The organism is Paraburkholderia kirstenboschensis, from assembly GCF_904848585.1.
In the GTDB taxonomy this organism is placed as follows: domain Bacteria; phylum Pseudomonadota; class Gammaproteobacteria; order Burkholderiales; family Burkholderiaceae; genus Paraburkholderia; species Paraburkholderia kirstenboschensis.
Genome location: NZ_CAJHCR010000024.1, coordinates 37,411 through 54,660, shown reverse-complemented (window position 1 = coordinate 54,660; position 17,250 = coordinate 37,411). Strand labels below are relative to the sequence as shown.

General features: G+C 61.3%; 12 protein-coding genes and 4 pseudogenes. 8 read left to right on the top strand and 8 right to left on the bottom strand.

Going from position 1 to position 17,250, the window contains the following annotated elements; all coding sequences use genetic code 11:
• Positions 1-18: 18 nt before the first annotated feature.
• The 4 genes from tcuC to JMY24_RS34530 all read left to right on the top strand — a co-directional run bounded on the left by tcuC (position 19) and on the right by JMY24_RS34530 (position 7,358).
• Positions 19-1,335 (top strand): MFS transporter, encoded by a 1,317-nt coding sequence (gene tcuC / locus JMY24_RS34545; RefSeq protein WP_128598424.1) that lies wholly within the window; start codon positions 19-21, stop codon positions 1,333-1,335.
• A 222-nt stretch (positions 1,336-1,557) separates the two neighbouring features.
• On the top strand, positions 1,558-2,856 hold the full coding sequence (locus tag JMY24_RS34540) for an ATP citrate lyase citrate-binding domain-containing protein (RefSeq protein WP_128598421.1): 1,299 nt from the start codon (positions 1,558-1,560) through the stop codon (positions 2,854-2,856).
• A gap of 10 nt (positions 2,857-2,866) precedes the next feature.
• Positions 2,867-5,566, top strand: a complete 2,700-nt coding sequence (locus tag JMY24_RS34535) for a CoA-binding protein (protein WP_128598422.1) — start codon at positions 2,867-2,869, stop codon at positions 5,564-5,566.
• Between the two features lie 526 nt (positions 5,567-6,092).
• Complete coding sequence (locus JMY24_RS34530; RefSeq protein ID WP_236597664.1) at positions 6,093-7,358, top strand: NRAMP family divalent metal transporter; 1,266 nt, start codon at positions 6,093-6,095, stop codon at positions 7,356-7,358.
• A gap of 471 nt (positions 7,359-7,829) precedes the next feature.
• Here JMY24_RS34530 and JMY24_RS34525 read toward each other — a convergent pair.
• A pseudogene (locus JMY24_RS34525) lies at positions 7,830-8,523 on the bottom strand (IS6 family transposase).
• Positions 8,524-8,814: 291 nt separating this feature from the next.
• On the opposite strand from JMY24_RS34525, the gene JMY24_RS34520 reads away from it, so the two are divergent.
• The gene (locus JMY24_RS34520) at positions 8,815-10,521 is read left to right on the top strand and encodes a site-specific integrase (RefSeq protein WP_201703753.1); all 1,707 of its coding nucleotides are present in this window, start codon (positions 8,815-8,817) and stop codon (positions 10,519-10,521) included.
• A 167-nt stretch (positions 10,522-10,688) separates the two neighbouring features.
• Positions 10,689-10,955: pseudogene (locus JMY24_RS34515) on the top strand (DUF1488 family protein); the annotation flags it as partial.
• A 463-nt stretch (positions 10,956-11,418) separates the two neighbouring features.
• On the opposite strand, the gene JMY24_RS34510 reads toward JMY24_RS34515, so the two are convergent.
• A complete protein-coding gene (locus tag JMY24_RS34510; RefSeq protein ID WP_128592022.1) occupies positions 11,419-11,628 on the bottom strand; it encodes a hypothetical protein in 210 nt (69 codons plus the stop codon).
• A 162-nt stretch (positions 11,629-11,790) separates the two neighbouring features.
• Between JMY24_RS34510 and JMY24_RS38800 the strand changes: the two are divergent.
• Positions 11,791-11,946 (top strand): annotated as a pseudogene (locus JMY24_RS38800) (DUF1488 domain-containing protein); the annotation flags it as partial.
• A gap of 848 nt (positions 11,947-12,794) precedes the next feature.
• Here the strand turns inward: JMY24_RS38800 and JMY24_RS39465 are convergent.
• The 6 genes and pseudogenes from JMY24_RS39465 to JMY24_RS34480 all read right to left on the bottom strand — a co-directional run bounded on the left by JMY24_RS39465 (position 12,795) and on the right by JMY24_RS34480 (position 16,360).
• Positions 12,795-13,103 (bottom strand): annotated as a pseudogene (locus JMY24_RS39465) (hypothetical protein).
• Between the two features lie 193 nt (positions 13,104-13,296).
• Positions 13,297-13,515, bottom strand: a complete 219-nt coding sequence (locus JMY24_RS34500) for a hypothetical protein (protein WP_128595152.1) — start codon at positions 13,513-13,515, stop codon at positions 13,297-13,299.
• A 548-nt stretch (positions 13,516-14,063) separates the two neighbouring features.
• Positions 14,064-14,432, bottom strand: coding sequence for a DUF2784 domain-containing protein (locus JMY24_RS34495; RefSeq protein ID WP_128595151.1), 369 nt, complete (start codon positions 14,430-14,432; stop codon positions 14,064-14,066).
• 360 nt (positions 14,433-14,792) lie between these two features.
• The gene (locus JMY24_RS34490) at positions 14,793-15,152 is read right to left on the bottom strand and encodes a hypothetical protein (RefSeq protein ID WP_236597663.1); all 360 of its coding nucleotides are present in this window, start codon (positions 15,150-15,152) and stop codon (positions 14,793-14,795) included.
• A gap of 246 nt (positions 15,153-15,398) precedes the next feature.
• Complete coding sequence (locus tag JMY24_RS34485) at positions 15,399-15,623, bottom strand: CDGSH iron-sulfur domain-containing protein (protein WP_128595158.1); 225 nt, start codon at positions 15,621-15,623, stop codon at positions 15,399-15,401.
• Positions 15,624-16,099: 476 nt separating this feature from the next.
• The gene (locus tag JMY24_RS34480; protein WP_128595157.1) at positions 16,100-16,360 is read right to left on the bottom strand and encodes a transcriptional regulator; all 261 of its coding nucleotides are present in this window, start codon (positions 16,358-16,360) and stop codon (positions 16,100-16,102) included.
• Between the two features lie 411 nt (positions 16,361-16,771).
• Here JMY24_RS34480 and JMY24_RS34475 point away from each other — a divergent pair, with 411 nt between their 5' ends.
• Positions 16,772-17,104, top strand: a complete 333-nt coding sequence (locus JMY24_RS34475) for a hypothetical protein (protein ID WP_128595156.1) — start codon at positions 16,772-16,774, stop codon at positions 17,102-17,104.
• Positions 17,105-17,250: the final 146 nt, after the last annotated feature.

Genomic DNA, 17,250 nt, shown 5'->3' with positions numbered 1-17,250 from the left:
CATCCAAGGAGACAAATCATGAACGCCTCATCGTTAGCGGCGAAAGATCCGGTTGGCACTCGCACGTCAAAGTTCGGCGCAGTCCTGCGCGTCACCAGCGGCAACTTTCTGGAACAGTTCGACTTTTTTCTATTCGGCTTTTATGCCACCCAGATTGCCAGGGTGTTCTTCCCTTCTGGTAGCGAGTTCGCATCGCTGATGTTGACGTTTTCCGTCTTTGGGGCGGGGTTTCTGATGCGACCACTCGGCGCCATCGTGCTTGGGGCCTACATCGACGAAGTCGGCCGCCGCAAGGGGCTCATCGTGACGTTGTCGATCATGGCCAGCGGCACGATCCTCATTGCATGCGTGCCGGGATATGCGACGTTCGGCATGCTCGCGCCTGCACTGGTGCTGGTGGGGCGACTTCTGCAGGGCTTTTCGGCCGGCGCCGAACTCGGCGGCGTCTCGGTGTACCTTGCGGAAATGGCGTCCCCAGGCCGCAAAGGCTTTTATACGAGCTGGCAATCGGCGAGCCAGCAGGTCGCCATAGTGGTCGCGGCGGCGCTCGGCTATCTCCTGAACAGCTGGATGACGGCGAATGACATTGGCGCGTGGGGTTGGCGCATTCCGTTCTTCATCGGCTGTGCAATCGTGCCGTTCATTTTCTTCCTGCGGCGCTCATTGCAGGAGACGGAGGAGTTTAAGAAGCAGCGCCATCATCCGCGCGTCGGCGAGGTGTTCCGAACGATGCTGGCGAACTGGCGCACCGTCTTTGCAGGCATGCTGCTCGTCGCGATGACGACCACCACGTTCTATCTGATCACCGTGTACACCCCGACGTTCGGCAGGACGGTGCTGAAGCTCACGACTGCGGACAGCCTGCTGGTCACTATCTGTGTTGGCATATCCAACTTTATCTGGCTGCCGATCGGCGGTGCGTTGTCGGATCGTATTGGGCGCCGGCCGATCCTGATCGCGATCACACTGCTTGCCATCTGCTCGTCATACCCGGCTCTTTCCTGGTTGGCGGCTGCGCCAAGCTTTGGCCGAATGCTCGCGGTGCTGCTGTGGTTGTCGTTCTTCTTCGGGATGTATAACGGCGCGATGGTCGCGGCGCTGACTGAAGTTATGCCGGCCAACGTGCGCGTCGCTGGTTTCTCGCTCGCTTTCAGCCTTGCAACCGCCGTCTTTGGCGGATTTACTCCCGCCGTGTCGACCTATCTCATTCAGGTGACCGGAGACAAGGCGGCGCCCGGCTACTGGTTGAGTTTCGCAGCCGTATGTGGCCTCGTCGCGACGCTTGTGCTCTATCGACGAGGCGGTGCAGCCGAGCGATCGGCGACCCTCGCCTGACGGGTCGCGCAAGGCACGCATCTCGTCGCCTGGCCCGCAGAGCGGCGGGATGAAAATGCCTATGCGCCCGCTCCGAATGATTCGGTTCTAACAACATTTGCTCGGCGGATCGCCGCGTCCCGGCGAGCCGTCATCTCGCGCCCGAATTCACCGCTGTCCGCCCGCAACATGCTGTTCTGTAAGCAAGCGAAGTGCATTGCTTAAACTTCAGGAGACATTTCCATGCAAATTACCGGTATGTTGCACGGCGCGCGCCTGCTGCAATTCGTCGGGTTTCCGGCCAGCGAAATTTTGGGTCCGAGCGCCAGCGAAGAGGAAGTCAAGGCGCTGATCGACCGTCATCGCCAGATCTTCATCAAGCCCGTCTTCAAGGGCGGAGTCGGCAAGAAAGGCAAGGCAGGTTTGCTTGGCCGCGCGACCGACCTTAAGACCGCGCTCGCGGAAAAGGAGCGGCTTTACTTCGCCGAGCATACCGTCGGCCACATCAAGGCGAAGGCGAATGGCGTGACGTTCGAAGCCGGTGTGCCGGCCACGCACGAAGTCTACTTCTCGATCACGGATTCCACCCGCTTTCGTGCGCCGACGATGACGCTTTCGCACGTGGGCGGTATGGACATCGAGGAGGTCGACCCGAAGCAGGTGGCGATGGTGCCGTTCGATGCGCTGACCGGGTTGAAGGCGTTCGTCGTAGCGAATGCATTGAGCGAGATCGGCGCCCCGAAGGAGATTATTTCGCCCCTCGTGCAGCAGTTGCCGAAACTCTGGGAACTCTTTCACAACTTCGGCATGACGACGCTCGAGTTGAACCCGATCCGCATGCGCGAAGACAGGAGCGGTCGCCTTACGCCAGTTGCGTGCGACTTCAAGTGCGGCTTCGATCGCGACGATCCACGCTGGGCGCGTCTTGGCCTGCCGCCTCATCTGTTCGCCGCCGATTACTCCGATTTCGAGCAGGAGATCAACCAGCTTCGCACCCATCAGGGCCAGAGCGATGTGTACGTCATCAACGATAACGGAACGATCCTAGCCCCGACCTTCGGCGGCGGCGCCAACTCGCTCGTCACCGAAATGTTGGGCGACGCCGCGATCATCTCGTCGGATTTCGGCGGCAATCCGCCTTACGCGAAGATGAGGGAAGTGGCGCGCATCTGCTTCAGGCACTGGCTCGAACAGGCGAACGTGCTTTTCATCATCGGCGGCAAGTCCAACAACACGGACATCTACGAGACGCTGCGCGCCATGGCCGACGCCCTGCGCGAGCACTTCAGCGAGCACGGACCGACGCCGCTCTATGTCGTGCTGGGCCGTGGAGGTCCGAACCTCGTGCGGGGCATGTCGGCGCTGAGGGACACCTGCGACTCGCTAGGCCTGCCTTATCGGCTGTTCGGCTTCGACTCCGACATCAGCGAAGTAATTCAGTACGCACGCCAGGCGGACGCCTGGATGCGCGCCGGCGGCCGCACCGAGATCGCAGCAAGGATTGGCGCGTCACCGAGGCAAACCGAAACGGCTCGTGCCTGAGGAGATCGACATGTACAAGCAAGGCAGCAATACGTTCAAGTATTTCGTTGGCGTCAACTCACTCGCACAGATCGCCACGCGCGAGGACCGCGTGTGCGTGCTCAACATTCTGGGCGGTGAATCGTCGGACGTGACGCCCGTGAGTCATGAATTCTCGGGCGGTAACGTCGTATTCGGCACGGCGCCGGGCAAGGGCGGTCAAGTGCTCCCGACGCCGGCCGGCGACATCCGTGTGTACAACAACGTCCGCGAGGGGCTCGAAGCGGGACACCGGTTCAACTGCGGCGTCGTCTATCTGCCGCCGTCCGCGGCCCGCGACGGCGTTGCTGAACTAATTCGCGTGAATCCCGAGCTGCGAAAGATTTTCATCATCACCGAGAAGATCGCGGTCCACGACGCCCGCGAAATCCGCGCGATGGGCCAGCAGGCGGGCATCGACATCTTCGGCGCGAACGGCCTCGGCGTCGCCGATTCGTGGAATCGCGTGAGGATCGGCGGAGCGCTCGGCGGCGACAATCCTGACGATTCGTTGCGCAAGGGCTCGATCGCGATCTTCTCCAACTCCGGTGGCTTCAGCACGACGATTGCGCAATACCTGCGCATGGGTGGCTGGGGCACGTCGACGGTCATCTCGAGCGGCAAGGACGTCTATATTCACTATGCCGCGCCTGAATTCGCGTTCGCACTCGCCAACGATGCACGCAGCAAGGCTGCGGTGCTCTACTGCGAACCGGGTGGCTACTACGAGGCCGATGCGGTCTTCACGAAGCCAGTCGTCGCGTGCGTCGTGGGACGATGGAAGAGCCGCCTCACGCGGGCAGTCGGGCACGCCGGCGCGATGGCCGGCGGCAACGACGATGCGCAAGCCAAGGAACGCTGGTTCATGCAGAAGTTCGGCGTCGAGCGCCTCTTCACGCCGGATGATCCATGCTGCTCGACGAAGGGTGCCGTGGTGACGAACATCGCGCACATCCCGGCCGCGCTGAGCGCCGTGATGCGCGCCAACGCGACGATGTCCGATTTCGAGCCGGAGGGCAGTCTCGCACTCAAGCCGTGGTTTGGCTCCGATCAGGGCATCGCGGTGCCGGACGGTCTCGGGATTCCGGTCGTGGAAGCTGTTGCGCCGTATAACGAGCAGGTCCGTCAGGTCAATCGACAGATCGGCGTGATCGCTCCGCGCCAGGCGCTCAAAGACGCATCGGGCGCGTCGCAGATGGACGCGAACACACAGGTGAGCAGCCTGCACGGCGCGTCGATGCTGGAGGCGGCGACGCGTTCGCTCGAAGCGAACGTCGGCCTTGCCCTGCTGCACGAATTCGGCGGCGAGAATGACGAAAAACTCATCGATGTGGCGATCGCCGCGTCCGTCAATCTGCACGGAACGCCGGAACTCGCGGCAGCGCAAGCCGCACGCGAGGCCGGCAATGCACCCAACGCCATCCTGGCCGCCGCGGCCTCGATCGTCGGGCCGAAACGTCAGCGCGCGGCGCGGGACGTCACCAAGTGGCTGATCGATCGTTTTGCGGCCGCTGGTCTTGCCGACGCGCTGAATGAAACTTTCGACGTCGCACGCATCGACGCAAGCGGCTGTGAACAGTTCTTCGCCGACTCTCACGATCCGCTCGCCGAAGCAATGCTCGCGGGGCTCGCCGCGCGCGGCGCGAAATCGGCTTTCGTCCGCTGGCTGACGTCGCAGCCCGCTCACCCGACCGGCGACGCGGTGCTGGCCGCGATCACGACGACGCTGGCGTGGGGCCCGCTCATGCGCAAGCGTATCTCGCGCGTGACCGCCGAAAGCCTGCCCTGGTGGAGCATGCTATTTGGGACGCTCATCGGTGCATCGGCCGATGCGTCCCGGCATGGCCCGGACGGTTTCTGCGGCTTCTCCACCAACGAATTGCTGAACGAGCGCAGTCTCACCGAAATCGGCTTCGCCGCGCTGCTCAACCTGAAGCCCGGCCCCGACGACCTGTTCGCCTTCAAAACGCTCGTCGGCCTGCTGCTCACCAACGGTCCGGGTGCGATCTCGGCGCAGGGGGCGAAGGGCGCGGTATCCGCCGACGGTCCGGAGGGCCCCGAGCGCGTGCAGCTCAACAAGGCGCTTGTCGGCTTTCTCTCGCATACCGGCTACACGCACGGCGGGAACGGGTACGAGGGCATCGCGTTCCTGATTGATGCTTTCAAGGAAACCGCGCTGGACGATCCGTCGAAGCCCGGCCACGGCGTGGACCTGCGCTCGCTCGCCGAGCGCTCCGTCGAGCGATACGCGCAGTACAAGGCGCGGCAGAAGCATTCGGGCAGCCTCGATATCGCGAAGCTTCCGGGCGTGAATCATCCGGTGTTCAAGGACAGACCGGTCAACCACGACCCGCGCGAAGTGTTCATCAGCGACTTGAGCGAGAAGCGCGGTGAATACAACGTGTTCCATGCGTACTACCGCGAGCTGGTGCAGGCGCTGTTCAAGGCAGGCGTCTCGCGCAACGTCTATTGCGTCAATGTCGATGCGGTGATCGCCGCATTGCTGCTGAAGATGCTTTGGCAGCCGCTGCGACGCGGTGAATTCGGCGAGTCCGATCTGGAGACTGCCGCGTTCACGATCTTCCTTTATCCGCGCATGCTAGGCTGCGCGGCGGAAATCGACGATCACCTCAACCGCGGACGCAACATGGACACGCGCACGCCCGCGTCCCAGTGCCGCTTCGTGGCCTGAGCGCGAGTATTACCGGCGCGGGGCAAGGCAATCACGTGGCTGCTGTGCTTTAGGGCAGTTGCCGGCTTTCCGCCCGCATCCATTGATAACCAGCGGACATCGATCGTTCGGAAGACAACGCTCGCTCGGATGCCGCACGCGGATTGCGTGTTCGAGCTTGATGAAAGGGCGGCTCAGCGCCGACCACAAGATGTTGACCGCCTCGGTGGCCTTCCGGAAGCCACCCAACTATACGACGGCTCGAAATGCCTGCAAATCATTCAGGTCGAAGTTGACGCCCGCAGGCCATCCTCTGCGTAGTACAGCGGCTATTGTGCATGGTGCAGGCCAAAGCGCCCATTGGGACCGACGTTGGAGAGCGCCGACAATTGCTGCCGGACGGAACTGGGAACGTCCGTATGCGGCGGGCCAAGCGGCCATTCATGCTTGAGATGTCGGAGTCAGCTTATGGCCGATACACCCTGGCCCTGCGGCTTACGGTCGCATTTACACCACGGCTATTGCACGTGATCATCTCGTTTTAGTAATGAATCGCATTCTCAATAAATCGATGAGTTCACCCACACTCGCCTCGCAATCGCGCTGGTGGATCCGAGTTTTCGCCATCGCCGGACCGGGATTGGTCGTGATGCTGGCCGACACGGACGCGGGTAGCGTCATCACCGCGGCGCAAAGTGGCGCCCAATGGGGATACCGGTTATTGCTGCTGCAGTTGCTATTGATTCCGGTCTTATTCATCGTTCAGGAGTTGACTGTTCGCCTCGGCATGGTCACGCGCAAGGGGCACGGCGATTTGATCAGGCAGCATTTTGGCCCCCGTTGGGCGTGGCTGTCGGTAGGCACCTTGATGCTGGCCTGCCTGGGTGCCTTGTTATCAGAGATGAGCGGGTTGGCCGGAGTTGGCCTGATGTATGGCATTCCATCGTGGCTTACGTTGACGCTAACGGTCGTCGGGCTATCCTGGATGGCGTACACAGGGTCGTATCTGTCGGTGGAACGGATCGCGATTCTGCTTGGCGCCTTCGAATTGGTGTTCGTACTGGTGGCCTGGCGCGCCCATCCGGATGCTGCGAGCATACACGCCGAGCTTGCCAGCATGCCGCTCGGCAACCACGACTACCTGTTCCTGCTGTCAGCCAACATTGGCGCTGTGATCATGCCGTGGATGGTGTTCTATCAGCAATCGGCCGTGGTGGAGAAAAAGCTCGATCTCGAAGACCTGCGCGCCGCTCGCTGGGATACAGCGGTCGGCGCGGTATTGACCCAGTTGATTATGGCGGCAGTGCTGATGGTCACAGCAGCGACCTTGGCGCGTTCCGGCATGCATAAACCGCTCGACACAGTGCAGCAAATCGGTGATGCGATTACGCCGTTCCTTGGCGCGCAGACCGGCAAGCTGCTATTCGGCATGGGAATGGTTGGCGCGGCGCTCGTGGCCGCCATCGTGGTGACGCTGACTGCGGCTCGCGCGCTTGGCGAGATACTGGGCTACCGGCATGCGCTTGAGCATACGCCGCGCGAAGCGCCGTGGTTTTACGCTACCTATACCACGGTGTTGATCGTCGCCGCGTTCATCGCGGGCTCCGGCGCGAACCTGGTCTCGCTGGGCGTTGGCGTGCAGGTGATGAACGCGCTGCTGTTGCCGATCGTGCTCGGCTTCCTGTACCTGCTCGCCCGGCGCCTGCCCGAGCCGTATCGACTAAGGGGAAGTTACGGGATGTTGGCCGGAACGGTGATCGCCATTACGGTAGGCTTGGGCTTGTACTCTGGAATTGCCGGAACGTTTTCATAATCCGCCCGATGACGATCGGCGGCCCCTGCGCAGCGGTCATTCCCTTCCACTCCGCTCATTGATCCTCCCACGCCAAGCGTAGTACCGTCCACGTTCTGACGCGCCAATGCGTTTTCTATCGCGCTTTCAAAGCGGACAACAACCGGCTAAGCGCACGCTTCGCCGCGCCGTACCGTAAAATTCACACACGCGCTTTTCGAATCGCGGTCCTTCCCATCCAGAAAAGGCACCTGTCCGGCCAAGCCGTTGGGACACTCCTATCTAAACGAGACTGGCAGCATTGCAACCTGACACAGCCGGGCTTGGTGTGGCGCTGGCGACCCGGGTGCCCGCTTATCCAGCACCGCCGCATGTGCATACGCTACTGGACCACAAGGTGGACGCGGACGTCCTGATGGCTCTCGACAGGCTTGCCCTTCTCGATGGCTTGGAAGAAACGCCAGTTGTGCAGCGAGGCGAGCAACAGCCGACTCAGACGCGGCGGCTGCGTCGGCTGCAGGACTTCGACCCCGACGGAACCGTCGGGGTGAATCGTGAAGCGCGCAAGCGCAATCGCGTGATACGCGGCTTCACGACCTTACGATTCCGCAGTTCACGGGTTCGGCGTTTGATGGCCCGATGGTCCTGCTCCACGATGTTGTTCAAGTACTTGATCTGGCGAACCCTGATGGGCATCTCGCGCTCGGCATTCACCGCGTGAAGCGCGGCCAGATTGGAGCCGCTTTCGTCGATGGTTACCGTCTCGGGGGAGCCGTTCTGAGCGATTGCTTTTTCAAAGAAGCGTCGCGCAGCAGCCTTGTCCCGCTTGGCTCGGAACAGAAAATCGATGGTGTTGCCCGCCTTATCCACTGCCCGGTAAAGATACTTCCACGAACCCTTGACCTTGATATGTTCGTCAACCCGCCAGCTCTTGCCGACCGGACGCTTGAGCTTGCGAAACGTCTTTTCGAACAGGGCACCACCTTGATGACCCAGCGCTGCACCGTCGCGTGATCGACACCAATGCCACGCTCAGCCATCATTTCCTCGAGATTGCGAAGACTCAGCGAGTAGGCAACGTACGATCGCACCACAGCAGAATCACTTCAAGCGGATAGTGCAGTCGCTTCAGCACCTTGGCATTTCCTGGAGCAAGCGTCGTTCGTGGCGTTGGAGTCTTTTTCATCGAGTGGTCAAAGCGTTTTCCTCAGCCTCGAATTTTACCTCTCCCGCGTTAATGCGACAGAGCCCGCTTTAGTGTCCGCAGTTCCCGAAACGAGGCCTTGGGCCAGTACTTCAAGTAGCTCGATAGCCAGTTACCCACGCTGAGTCGATGTGGATCACGCGATCCGTCACAAGGGTGCCCGCACATCAATCGGTGAGATGTGTTTCCGAGAAACGTCGCGACTATCGCGCTGTAAAGATAAGTTTTCTTATCTTATCTTAAGATGACTGTTGATGCGCTAAACTCCCCTGCATGAAAACGCGCCTCACCCTGCCCTTTACGCCCGCCGCTGATGCTGCAGCGACGTTCCCCGATGCCGACGAGCTCGCTGTGCTGCGCGCGTGGTATGCGGGCGTACCGGTGCGGCAGGCCGTCGCGCGTTACCTGCCCTCCGCGCTCGGTGACGGGAAATCCGCACGCGGCGTGCTCGGGCGCATCCGGCGCCAGCTGGTGGACATCGCGCGCGCCGCCCATCGCGACGACCTTGTCGCACTCCTCACCCATCCGTCGGCAGGCCGTGAGCAGCATGCGAAAGGCGCCGGGCACGCGATCGATGCGCTGCGCACCGCCCGCCCGCTGCAACCGCAGATCGCCGACGACATTGCGCAGTGGCTCGCGCCACGCGCGGTGCGGGTGCTGCGCGCGCACGGCATCACGACGCTCGCCGATCTCACGGTACGCATCCCGCGCCGGCGTCAGTGGTGGAAGGCGGTGCCGGGCCTCGGCATGGCGAGCGCCCGTTCGATCGAGGCGTTCTTCGCCGCCTGGCCCGCGCTCACGGACCGGGCGCGTGCGCTGGTGGTCGCGAGCCAGCGCGGCGACATCGTGCCGTGGGAGACCCTCAAACTGCCGCACGAGGTCGACGGCTCCGCCGGCACGTTCCGCGCACCGCCCGCCACCTGCACACTCGACGCGTCCAACGACTACGAGGCCGTGCAGACGTGGCTGTCCCTGCACGAGTCGCCCGCCACGCAGCGGACCTACCGCAAGGAAGCCGAGCGGCTGATCCTCTGGGCCATCGTCGAGCGCGGCCGCGCGCTGTCGTCCCTGACGACTGATGATGCGATCGCCTACCGGACGTTCCTGCGCCATCCGTCTCCGCGCGCACGGTGGATCGGCCCGGTGCGCCCGCGCACGTCGACGGACTGGCGGCCGTTCACTGGCAGTCTGTCCGCGCGCTCGGTCGCGCACGCGCTGTCGGTTGTTGGTGCCCTGTTCCGCTGGCTCGTCGAACAACGCTACGTGCTGGCCAACGCATTTGCAGGCATCAGGGTGCGCGGTGGCAAAACCGCATCGGCGCTCGACGCATCGCGCGCTTTCACTGACGGCGAATGGGCCCAGTTGCGTACGATCGCCGACGGCCTCGAATGGTCTTCCGGCTGGACGGCACCGGCCGCACAGCGCCTGCGGTTCCTGCTCGACTTCGGTTTCGCGACGGGTCTGCGTGCGAGTGAACTGGTCGGCGCGACGCTCGGCCAGGTTGAAACGGACGCACGCGGCGAGCACTGGCTGCGCGTCACCGGCAAGGGCAGCAGGATGGCCCGGGTGGCGCTGCCGCCACTCGCGTGGGACGCACTGGCGCGTTATCTGGCCGAGCGCCAGCTGCCGGCTACTGCTGCACGCTGGCGGCCGGACACACCGGTCATCGGCAGCCTGGAAGCCGACAGCGCCGCGACCATCAGCAGCGTGCGGCTGTGGGGTGTCCTTGAGCGCTTCTTCTGCGTTGCCGCCGATGCGATTGAAACCGATCACCCGCCGCTCGCGGAGAAGCTGCGCCGTGCCAGCCCTCACTGGATGCGGCATACGCACGCCACCTACGCGCTCGGGCATGGCGCAGAACTGACGACCGTGCGCGACAATCTCCGGCACGCTTCGGTGTCGACTACCTCGATCTACCTGCACAGTGACGAGGTTAAGCGCGCGCGGCAGATCAGTGAGGCGTTTGCGACCCGGAAGTGAGCGCGACAACCTGCATGACCGACCGGCCCCTCGGAGTCGGCCCGGTGGCTGACCGTTTCCTAAGAACACGGTTCGATCGCCGGTACGAACCGGCCAGCGGTCGCTGGCATCACCGGAGCGACCGACAGCCTGCTCACTCGCCTACGAGATGACGCCCGGAACCCGCCATGGAAAAACCTGAATTCGAGCCGCAGATTCTGGCAAATCGACAAGGCGTGTCGTTCTGGCTCGTCCGCGGAAACACCACCGTCGAATGCATCGTCACGATTGCAGCGCTGGAGCCCCACTTCTGGCTTGAGCCGCGGGCCCGGGACGCCCGGATCGAGAGGATTTTCCGGGACGGGTACAGCCGCATCCGCGCGATCGCCGAACGGAAGCTACTTGCGCATCCGTGCGCACGCCTGGAACTGACACCCGATGACTTCGAGCGCCCTAGAACAGCGCGGGTGAATCGGGCACGCTTCTCGAAGCGTAACGCGGCACTATCTTTAGCACTTCTTAGTTGATTAGGAGAATCGGCGGCCGCTGCGGCCTGTGTCTATGCGCCCGAGCTGCAGCGCTGCTCTGCCTGCTCAGCCCGTTGGCGTCCGTCGATGCGAGGAAAGCACGAAACATTACGTGCCCCAAGAACTCTTCTCGGAATGGGCACATCGCCCCGCCAACCCGCTCTCCGCCGGCGAGCGGCACTTGTACCAATTCGAGAATAAACGAACGGGTGATCTACAAGCTGTAGTCGCCCCTTCGTGCGGCGCGGGGATCCCAGAATCAGGCAAACGATAAACGGCGATGGCCATGAACGAAGGGGCAAAGTGCAAAAAAATCTCTTCTCGTCCCGCGTTCTGATGCAGTTTGAAGTAGCCAAAAACCTAGTGAAGCATGGGTTTTCGACGAGGTCGGTTACTGGTATAAGCGACGTGATGCGTTCGGCTTTCGCACGATGTGAATCTCCTCAGGCAACGAGATCGCCACCTTCCCGCCTAGATCATCCGCGAGCAGCTGTGCTGTCGCCGCACAGAACGTTGCAGTCTGTTGCGCCGTCGGATTGAGGGCGGTCACGTAGGATTCGCTGGCGTCCAGATATTCCTGTACTCTTTCCGTGCGGGTCATCGCACCTCCCTTGAGTTCATGCTGCCTTCCCCAGTCTTTCCCCAGCGGCGAATTCGCCAGGCAGTTCCTTTGCCGCTTCCAAGATGCGGCGTGTCCTTCCCCTGGCATCTTAACGATCCACAGTGAATCTTTATTCCATTCACCCGTATACGAGCGACCCAGAAGTTCTTCTGGCTTGAGCCGCGGGCCCGGGACGCCCGGATCGAGAGGATTTTCCGGGACGGGTACAGCCGCATCCGCGCGATCGCCGAACGGAAGCTACTTGCGCATCCGTGCGCACGTCTGGAACTGACACCCAATGACTTCGAGCGCCCCTGAACAGCGCGGGTGAACCGGGCACGCTTCTCGAAGCATGGACAAACTGGCTGGCCGCCCCTTTTCTTAACGCAGCGCTGTTATGGCAGAGCCAAGCCGGCCGCCGCTTGGGCCTGACTGTTAGTTGCATATAAACCAATCGGTTTGACTCTCGGGAACGCGGCACTATCTTTAACACTTCGTAGCTGGAAAGGAGAATCGGCGGCCGTTGCGGCCTATACCTATGCGCGAGAGCGCCAGCGCTGCTCCTGCCTGCTCAGCTGGGTGGCGTCCGTCGATGCGAGGAAAGCCCGAAACGTTACGTGCCCCAACAGCCCGTCTCGGAATGGGCACATCGCCCCGCCAACCCGCTCTCCGCCGGCGGCAAAGCGGCACTTCAGCGGACGGCCAACTGAGCGGTCGGGCAGCCGGCGGTAATCCGGGAGAACGGCAAGTCGGCCTTAGCGGACGGTGGCCGACCAGGAATGTGCAGCCGTTCCGTGTCGCTTTGTCGACATGCGGGGGTATGTGTCGGCGAATGTCAGCTTTCGTTACGGCCGAATGAGTCTTCTCGACCCAAAGCCGACTTCCGGCATGCCGAAGCATCAATGGCTCTTTGAAGAGTGAAGCGGACTTTCGTCGCGGAAAGGCTAATGGTGGGTCATCGGCCCGAGCCAACGTTCGCCGGTCAAATTGGTGCGGCTGTCGCGTATCGCTTTGCTAACTTTACAAACTGGCGTCGGCGAATGTCAGCTCTCTGTCCATTAACGAGTCTTACAGTCCCGATCGAGACCTTTCACAGTCCCCGCGAATTTTCGCCTGCCGAGAAACGATGCGCACGCGTGATCCCCGACGGCCTCAAAGTTATGCCGTCAAAGGTGCGGCAAATCGTCAATGCATTTTTCGACGTGATCGCCGGGAACATCCGTATTGATCCCGGCGTGTCCGTCGGTGTGAGAGACGGGCACGATTTTTGGCCCGAGATACCGTGTGCCACCAAGCGTAAAAAGGGACCAGACAACATCTCCCCGACAGATCGCGGCGACGACTTCGACCACCTACACAATCGCAGGCGGGGACAGCCATTCACGCGTCGACGGATCGACGGGAGCCCAACGCACATGGGTAAGCCTGTCGTTCGTCGGGTTGATGCGAACGGCGTCGATAGCAAAAGTGGTCACATCTCCCTCCATCGTCCTGACAAAGGGATGTGTGCATTATGCGCGCTTCTTTTGCGGGGGATCAGCAGGATGGGTCGTGAGGGCCATTGTCAGCCCTTGGGCATGTATTGCTCTCGCCTGACGCGTGCCCCCGGACTGGATGTCTGTGGGTGCGGCGAATACTCCGGAACAGCCTGGACCTAGATAGTGAAGCCTAAGCGGAGTTCTCGTCGCACCACTGAATCGCCCAACGCTGCGCCGCCTCAATAGCATCCGCGTCGGAGGGATAATCGCCAAGGTCGCCCGAATACTTTACTTCGACGGCATCGCCACTCGCCAAGGCGCGCCGGTAGATCTTTGCGCGAGCGTAATAGCGGCCGCCTTCATCAAGAGGTGACGCGTCGATGTGGAATTGTTGGTAGTCGAAATGCATGGCTGTCTCCAAACGATCGCCCTAATCGTCGTCGCGTTGGACGAGGTGGAGCTCGTTGTGACCGCCAAGGTCGCTCCGTCCGCTGCGAAGATGAATTGGGGCTGCGACTCTTCGGCCCGAAACGCTTTAGGATCAATATGTACATCGTAGGCAGTAACAGAAAAGCTCGCTGACCAGCGAGAGCAGGACAGCAGCGAGAATTCGCATGGGAACGCTCCATCCGAATACGGGTGCGCATCGATTGTCAACGATCCGGACGTCGATGCCGACCGGCCGCTCTTGTGCCATCTACCGCCCGATGCGGTCGGCCTACGCGGATGAAGCTACGTTCGCCTTTGGCAATGGAATGGCCGTTTGCGAGAGCGGACCCGCCGTCTCAATGTCTGCGTGACGGGACGGACGAATAACGCGTGATGGCCGAACTCTGCCCGATCCCCCGTTGGCGTTACGCAGCTAACCCCGCCGTCCCGACCATCTACGAAGGCGAAGTCGGTCTCGAACACGAGCGCGCCATGAAGCAGTCACTCGTGGAATGCGATGTGATCCCATCACGAACGCGGCGGGATACGAAACCACGTAACCGCCACGACCAGCAGGAACGCTGCGTAGGCAGTCGCGAACAGCCAGCCGGGCAAATCATAGTAGAGCCAATAGCTTACCCAACGCTGCACGATGCCCTGCAGCCCGACGCGTCCGGTACGAAGCCAGTCCTCCAGGACCGTCAGCGGACACGGTATGTCAAGAACAGCGAGAATCGCAACGACACCTATCGCTACGAGATGCACTTGCCGGAACGCAGGGTTGCGGATCCAGCCGCGTTTCAACCGTGCACCTGCCCAGATCGCGATTAGCCCGCCGACGATGAACAATATAATCAGCGCATGCACCACGAGAACGGTATCGGCCAGCCAGTTCATGACGTTTCTTTCAGTTGCGGTCCTTGTGTTCCTTGTCCTCGCTGCTCGATTGCCAACGATTCGCGCACCGGGGTCGACCGACGAGACTGGCCGACCTCTGCCTGACGACGATCGGCAGCACGCGACCCCGAGCTGCCCTTCGACCCGGAGTGACCTCTACGGCAGCTCTCCAAGGTGAAGCAGCCATTTGTCCCCTGGTGCCTGCCGGCAAGTCATCGGCCATTCAGGCCGGCGCTAGCCGGCAATCTTGAGCGCGAGTTCAGCGACATGTTTTGTCCCGGAAGCGCGCGATATCCAGCTCATTTTGTGAAGTCCCGATCTTCTTGCTCGGCCGCGCCTCCCCGATTGCGCATGCGTTGCTCAATGTGGCTCGCCGAGGCAAGCATCAGCGACATCGACAATCGGCTCGCTGTCGCCATAAGCTTCGTAAAAGCGATCGACACACCTTATCTGACCGAAGGTCCACCATGTCCCGGGCGGATCATGACCCAGCCACATGACAGTCGCCGCCGCCTTTGTCCGAAGTCCCCATTGTTGCCAATCAGAGCCTGTTGGCAAAAAACGGCCGTGCTTGTCCACGTACAAGTTCAGGTCCAGGCCGTATCGCTTCAGGTATGGCGGGTTAAGGAGATCCTCGATGGCAGGCTTTTCGCCACTGGAAATTCGGGCGTTTTCGACTGCCTCATCCAGCCGAAAATCGCTCATGGCACGGCTGATCACTGACAACTCGAACAGCAGCGGCGCGCCGATTGCCAGGCATGTAACACCTATGCAGAGTACGAGCACTGCAAGAACACACCTTCCGGTTAGCGATGTCCGCGACACTCGCGTCCCCCATCCTCTGCTTTTCCTGTAAGCTTGCGCGCGCTCGGGCAGCGTGAAACCACGCACACTCTCATTGGGACAGTGCACAGCCTTGACGCGTGTGCGAAGCCCGCGCCGAACTTGTCGACAGCGCCTGATGCATCAGGGTGTTTCACCTTCCTGCGGCTGTTCGTCAAGATTGCTCTTGAACTCGTACTTTTTGTGCGAACCGTCGCAGAATGGCTTGTTCGGCGAGTCACCGCATCGACACAGCCAGCCCTCGTCCTTGTTCACCTCAATGTTTTTCCCGCCTCGAGTGGTAATCTTGAAGTCGCCCTTGATGTGGTACGGGCCATCATTCCGGGGGGTAATAATTGCAGTCGCCATTTGCGCCTCCGCTGATTCTGAATCACGCGTTCCGCACACGTTCGGGACACTCGATGCGGCAACCTGAATACAGGTCAAATTCAGTCTATATCTGATACCGCATGAAGTTGCGGCGAGCGTTGTGGCATCGCGCAAAAGCTTGTGTAAAGGTTCGCCGCGAATGGTATGAGACATCATGATCTGGTTGGTGGAGGCGGTAATTATCGGCCACAGTTTCGGACGCTCGAACTCGACACCCCGTAAGCGTACGGTCGCCTGTGCGATTGCAGGGAGCGACGTGGCAGGGCCACGCTGACACCAGTCAAGACCGCCGCGTAGGCGCATTGGGCTCCGGGATGCCTGGGGTTACTGATCGAGGCCGCCCGCATCGCTCCGGATCGATAAGGCCACATCACTCCCTCCCCCACCGTTGATCCGGCTTCCACTTCGCCATACCTGCTTGCTCCGCTCGGAGAGTTCGCGGCAACAGCGGGATCTCATTCCTGCTTATCGAAGACGCCAGCTTCGAGATCCTGTCTGAAATGCTGCACCCAACCGGTTTCGAAGCCGATGGGATATTCCCTCGCAATTTTTGTTGAGAGTCTGGTTACGGTGACATATCCCTGCAAGCCGACGTTCTCGTCGCCCTTGGGGTCTGTCGTATCCGTTTCCAGCAGTTCGAATTCACCTTCTGCCAGTCCCTTGCGCTGCAAGGTCGCTTGGAAAGCCTGGCGTTCATCCGGTTCGATCAGTCGCATCTTCCGCCCTCCCGTCTGTCCGACACCGATATTCGTGGTCCCCTTCACGACGTTGTCATAACCCCAGAACGTTACGCAGTGCTCGAGTGCGTCATCGCTGCGGCTGAGGTTGCGAAAGCCGAATGCCATCCGCTCATCTGGGTCCGATCCTCTCGCAGTCGGGAATCACCAGCGTACAGCTTTTGTGCACGCGCTCGAAAGAAAACCCTCCGAACAGTTTTGTCATAGTTCCTGCCATCCTTCATGACCCGTCGCAATTTGCATCGGTGCGCAAAGCGCCCGGGCTCGTATCTGTGCCGATTGCAACGTCCGCTCGCTGGATGAGCCAATGCGAATGGATGGATCAGTCCATGCGCAGACAGATAGCAGAAGCTCGTTGGCCACAACAGGGCTACACTCAAAATGGGATAAATTCCGGAGCAATACCATGACCGACGCTACCCCCAAAGCACATTTCGCGGTCTTCCCCTGACGCCGGAGCAGGACGCGGAAGTCAGGCACTACATAAAGAAAAGAGAGCAGCATGGCACGCCGTGGGACACGCCGGAGTTGGAGGCCATGCTTCGAGACATGCTGCAGCCCCCGAGCGACGACGACGGAGGACTCGGTTCCACCGTCGACGAAACGAAGGCGGCCACAGAACGCGCGACAGCTTCCATCGACGAGACCATGGAACCCATTGAAGCCTGCGAAGAGCGGAATGCTGCGATGGAAACCGAGGGTATGAGGGGACCGAAGCGTTGAATCCCAGGCAGCGCTCGCGACTGGTGTTGAAATTCACCCTACGCGTTCGGACCATGGGATGAGTCTGTTGGGAACCCGGAATCACATCGATTGCGCGGACGTTGTCCCCTTGGCGCCCTTTCGATGTATGTCCTATCTGCGACAGG

Bases quoted from the DNA above. Each gene is read 5' to 3' on its own strand.
- JMY24_RS34530 (WP_236597664.1), top strand. From the start codon at position 6,093: ATGAATCGCATTCTCAATAAATCGATGAGTTCACCCACACTCGCCTCG.
- JMY24_RS34510 (WP_128592022.1), bottom strand. From the start codon at position 11,628: ATGACCCGCACGGAAAGAGTACAGGAATATCTGGACGCCAGCGAATCC.
- JMY24_RS34485 (WP_128595158.1), bottom strand. From the start codon at position 15,623: ATGGCGACTGCAATTATTACCCCCCGGAATGATGGCCCGTACCACATC.
- JMY24_RS34520 (WP_201703753.1), top strand. From the start codon at position 8,815: ATGAAAACGCGCCTCACCCTGCCCTTTACGCCCGCCGCTGATGCTGCA.
- JMY24_RS34480 (WP_128595157.1), bottom strand. From the start codon at position 16,360: ATGCGACTGATCGAACCGGATGAACGCCAGGCTTTCCAAGCGACCTTG.
- JMY24_RS34495 (WP_128595151.1), bottom strand. From the start codon at position 14,432: ATGAACTGGCTGGCCGATACCGTTCTCGTGGTGCATGCGCTGATTATA.
- JMY24_RS34535 (WP_128598422.1), top strand. From the start codon at position 2,867: ATGTACAAGCAAGGCAGCAATACGTTCAAGTATTTCGTTGGCGTCAAC.
- JMY24_RS34540 (WP_128598421.1), top strand. From the start codon at position 1,558: ATGCAAATTACCGGTATGTTGCACGGCGCGCGCCTGCTGCAATTCGTC.
- JMY24_RS34500 (WP_128595152.1), bottom strand. From the start codon at position 13,515: ATGCATTTCGACTACCAACAATTCCACATCGACGCGTCACCTCTTGAT.
- tcuC (WP_128598424.1), top strand. From the start codon at position 19: ATGAACGCCTCATCGTTAGCGGCGAAAGATCCGGTTGGCACTCGCACG.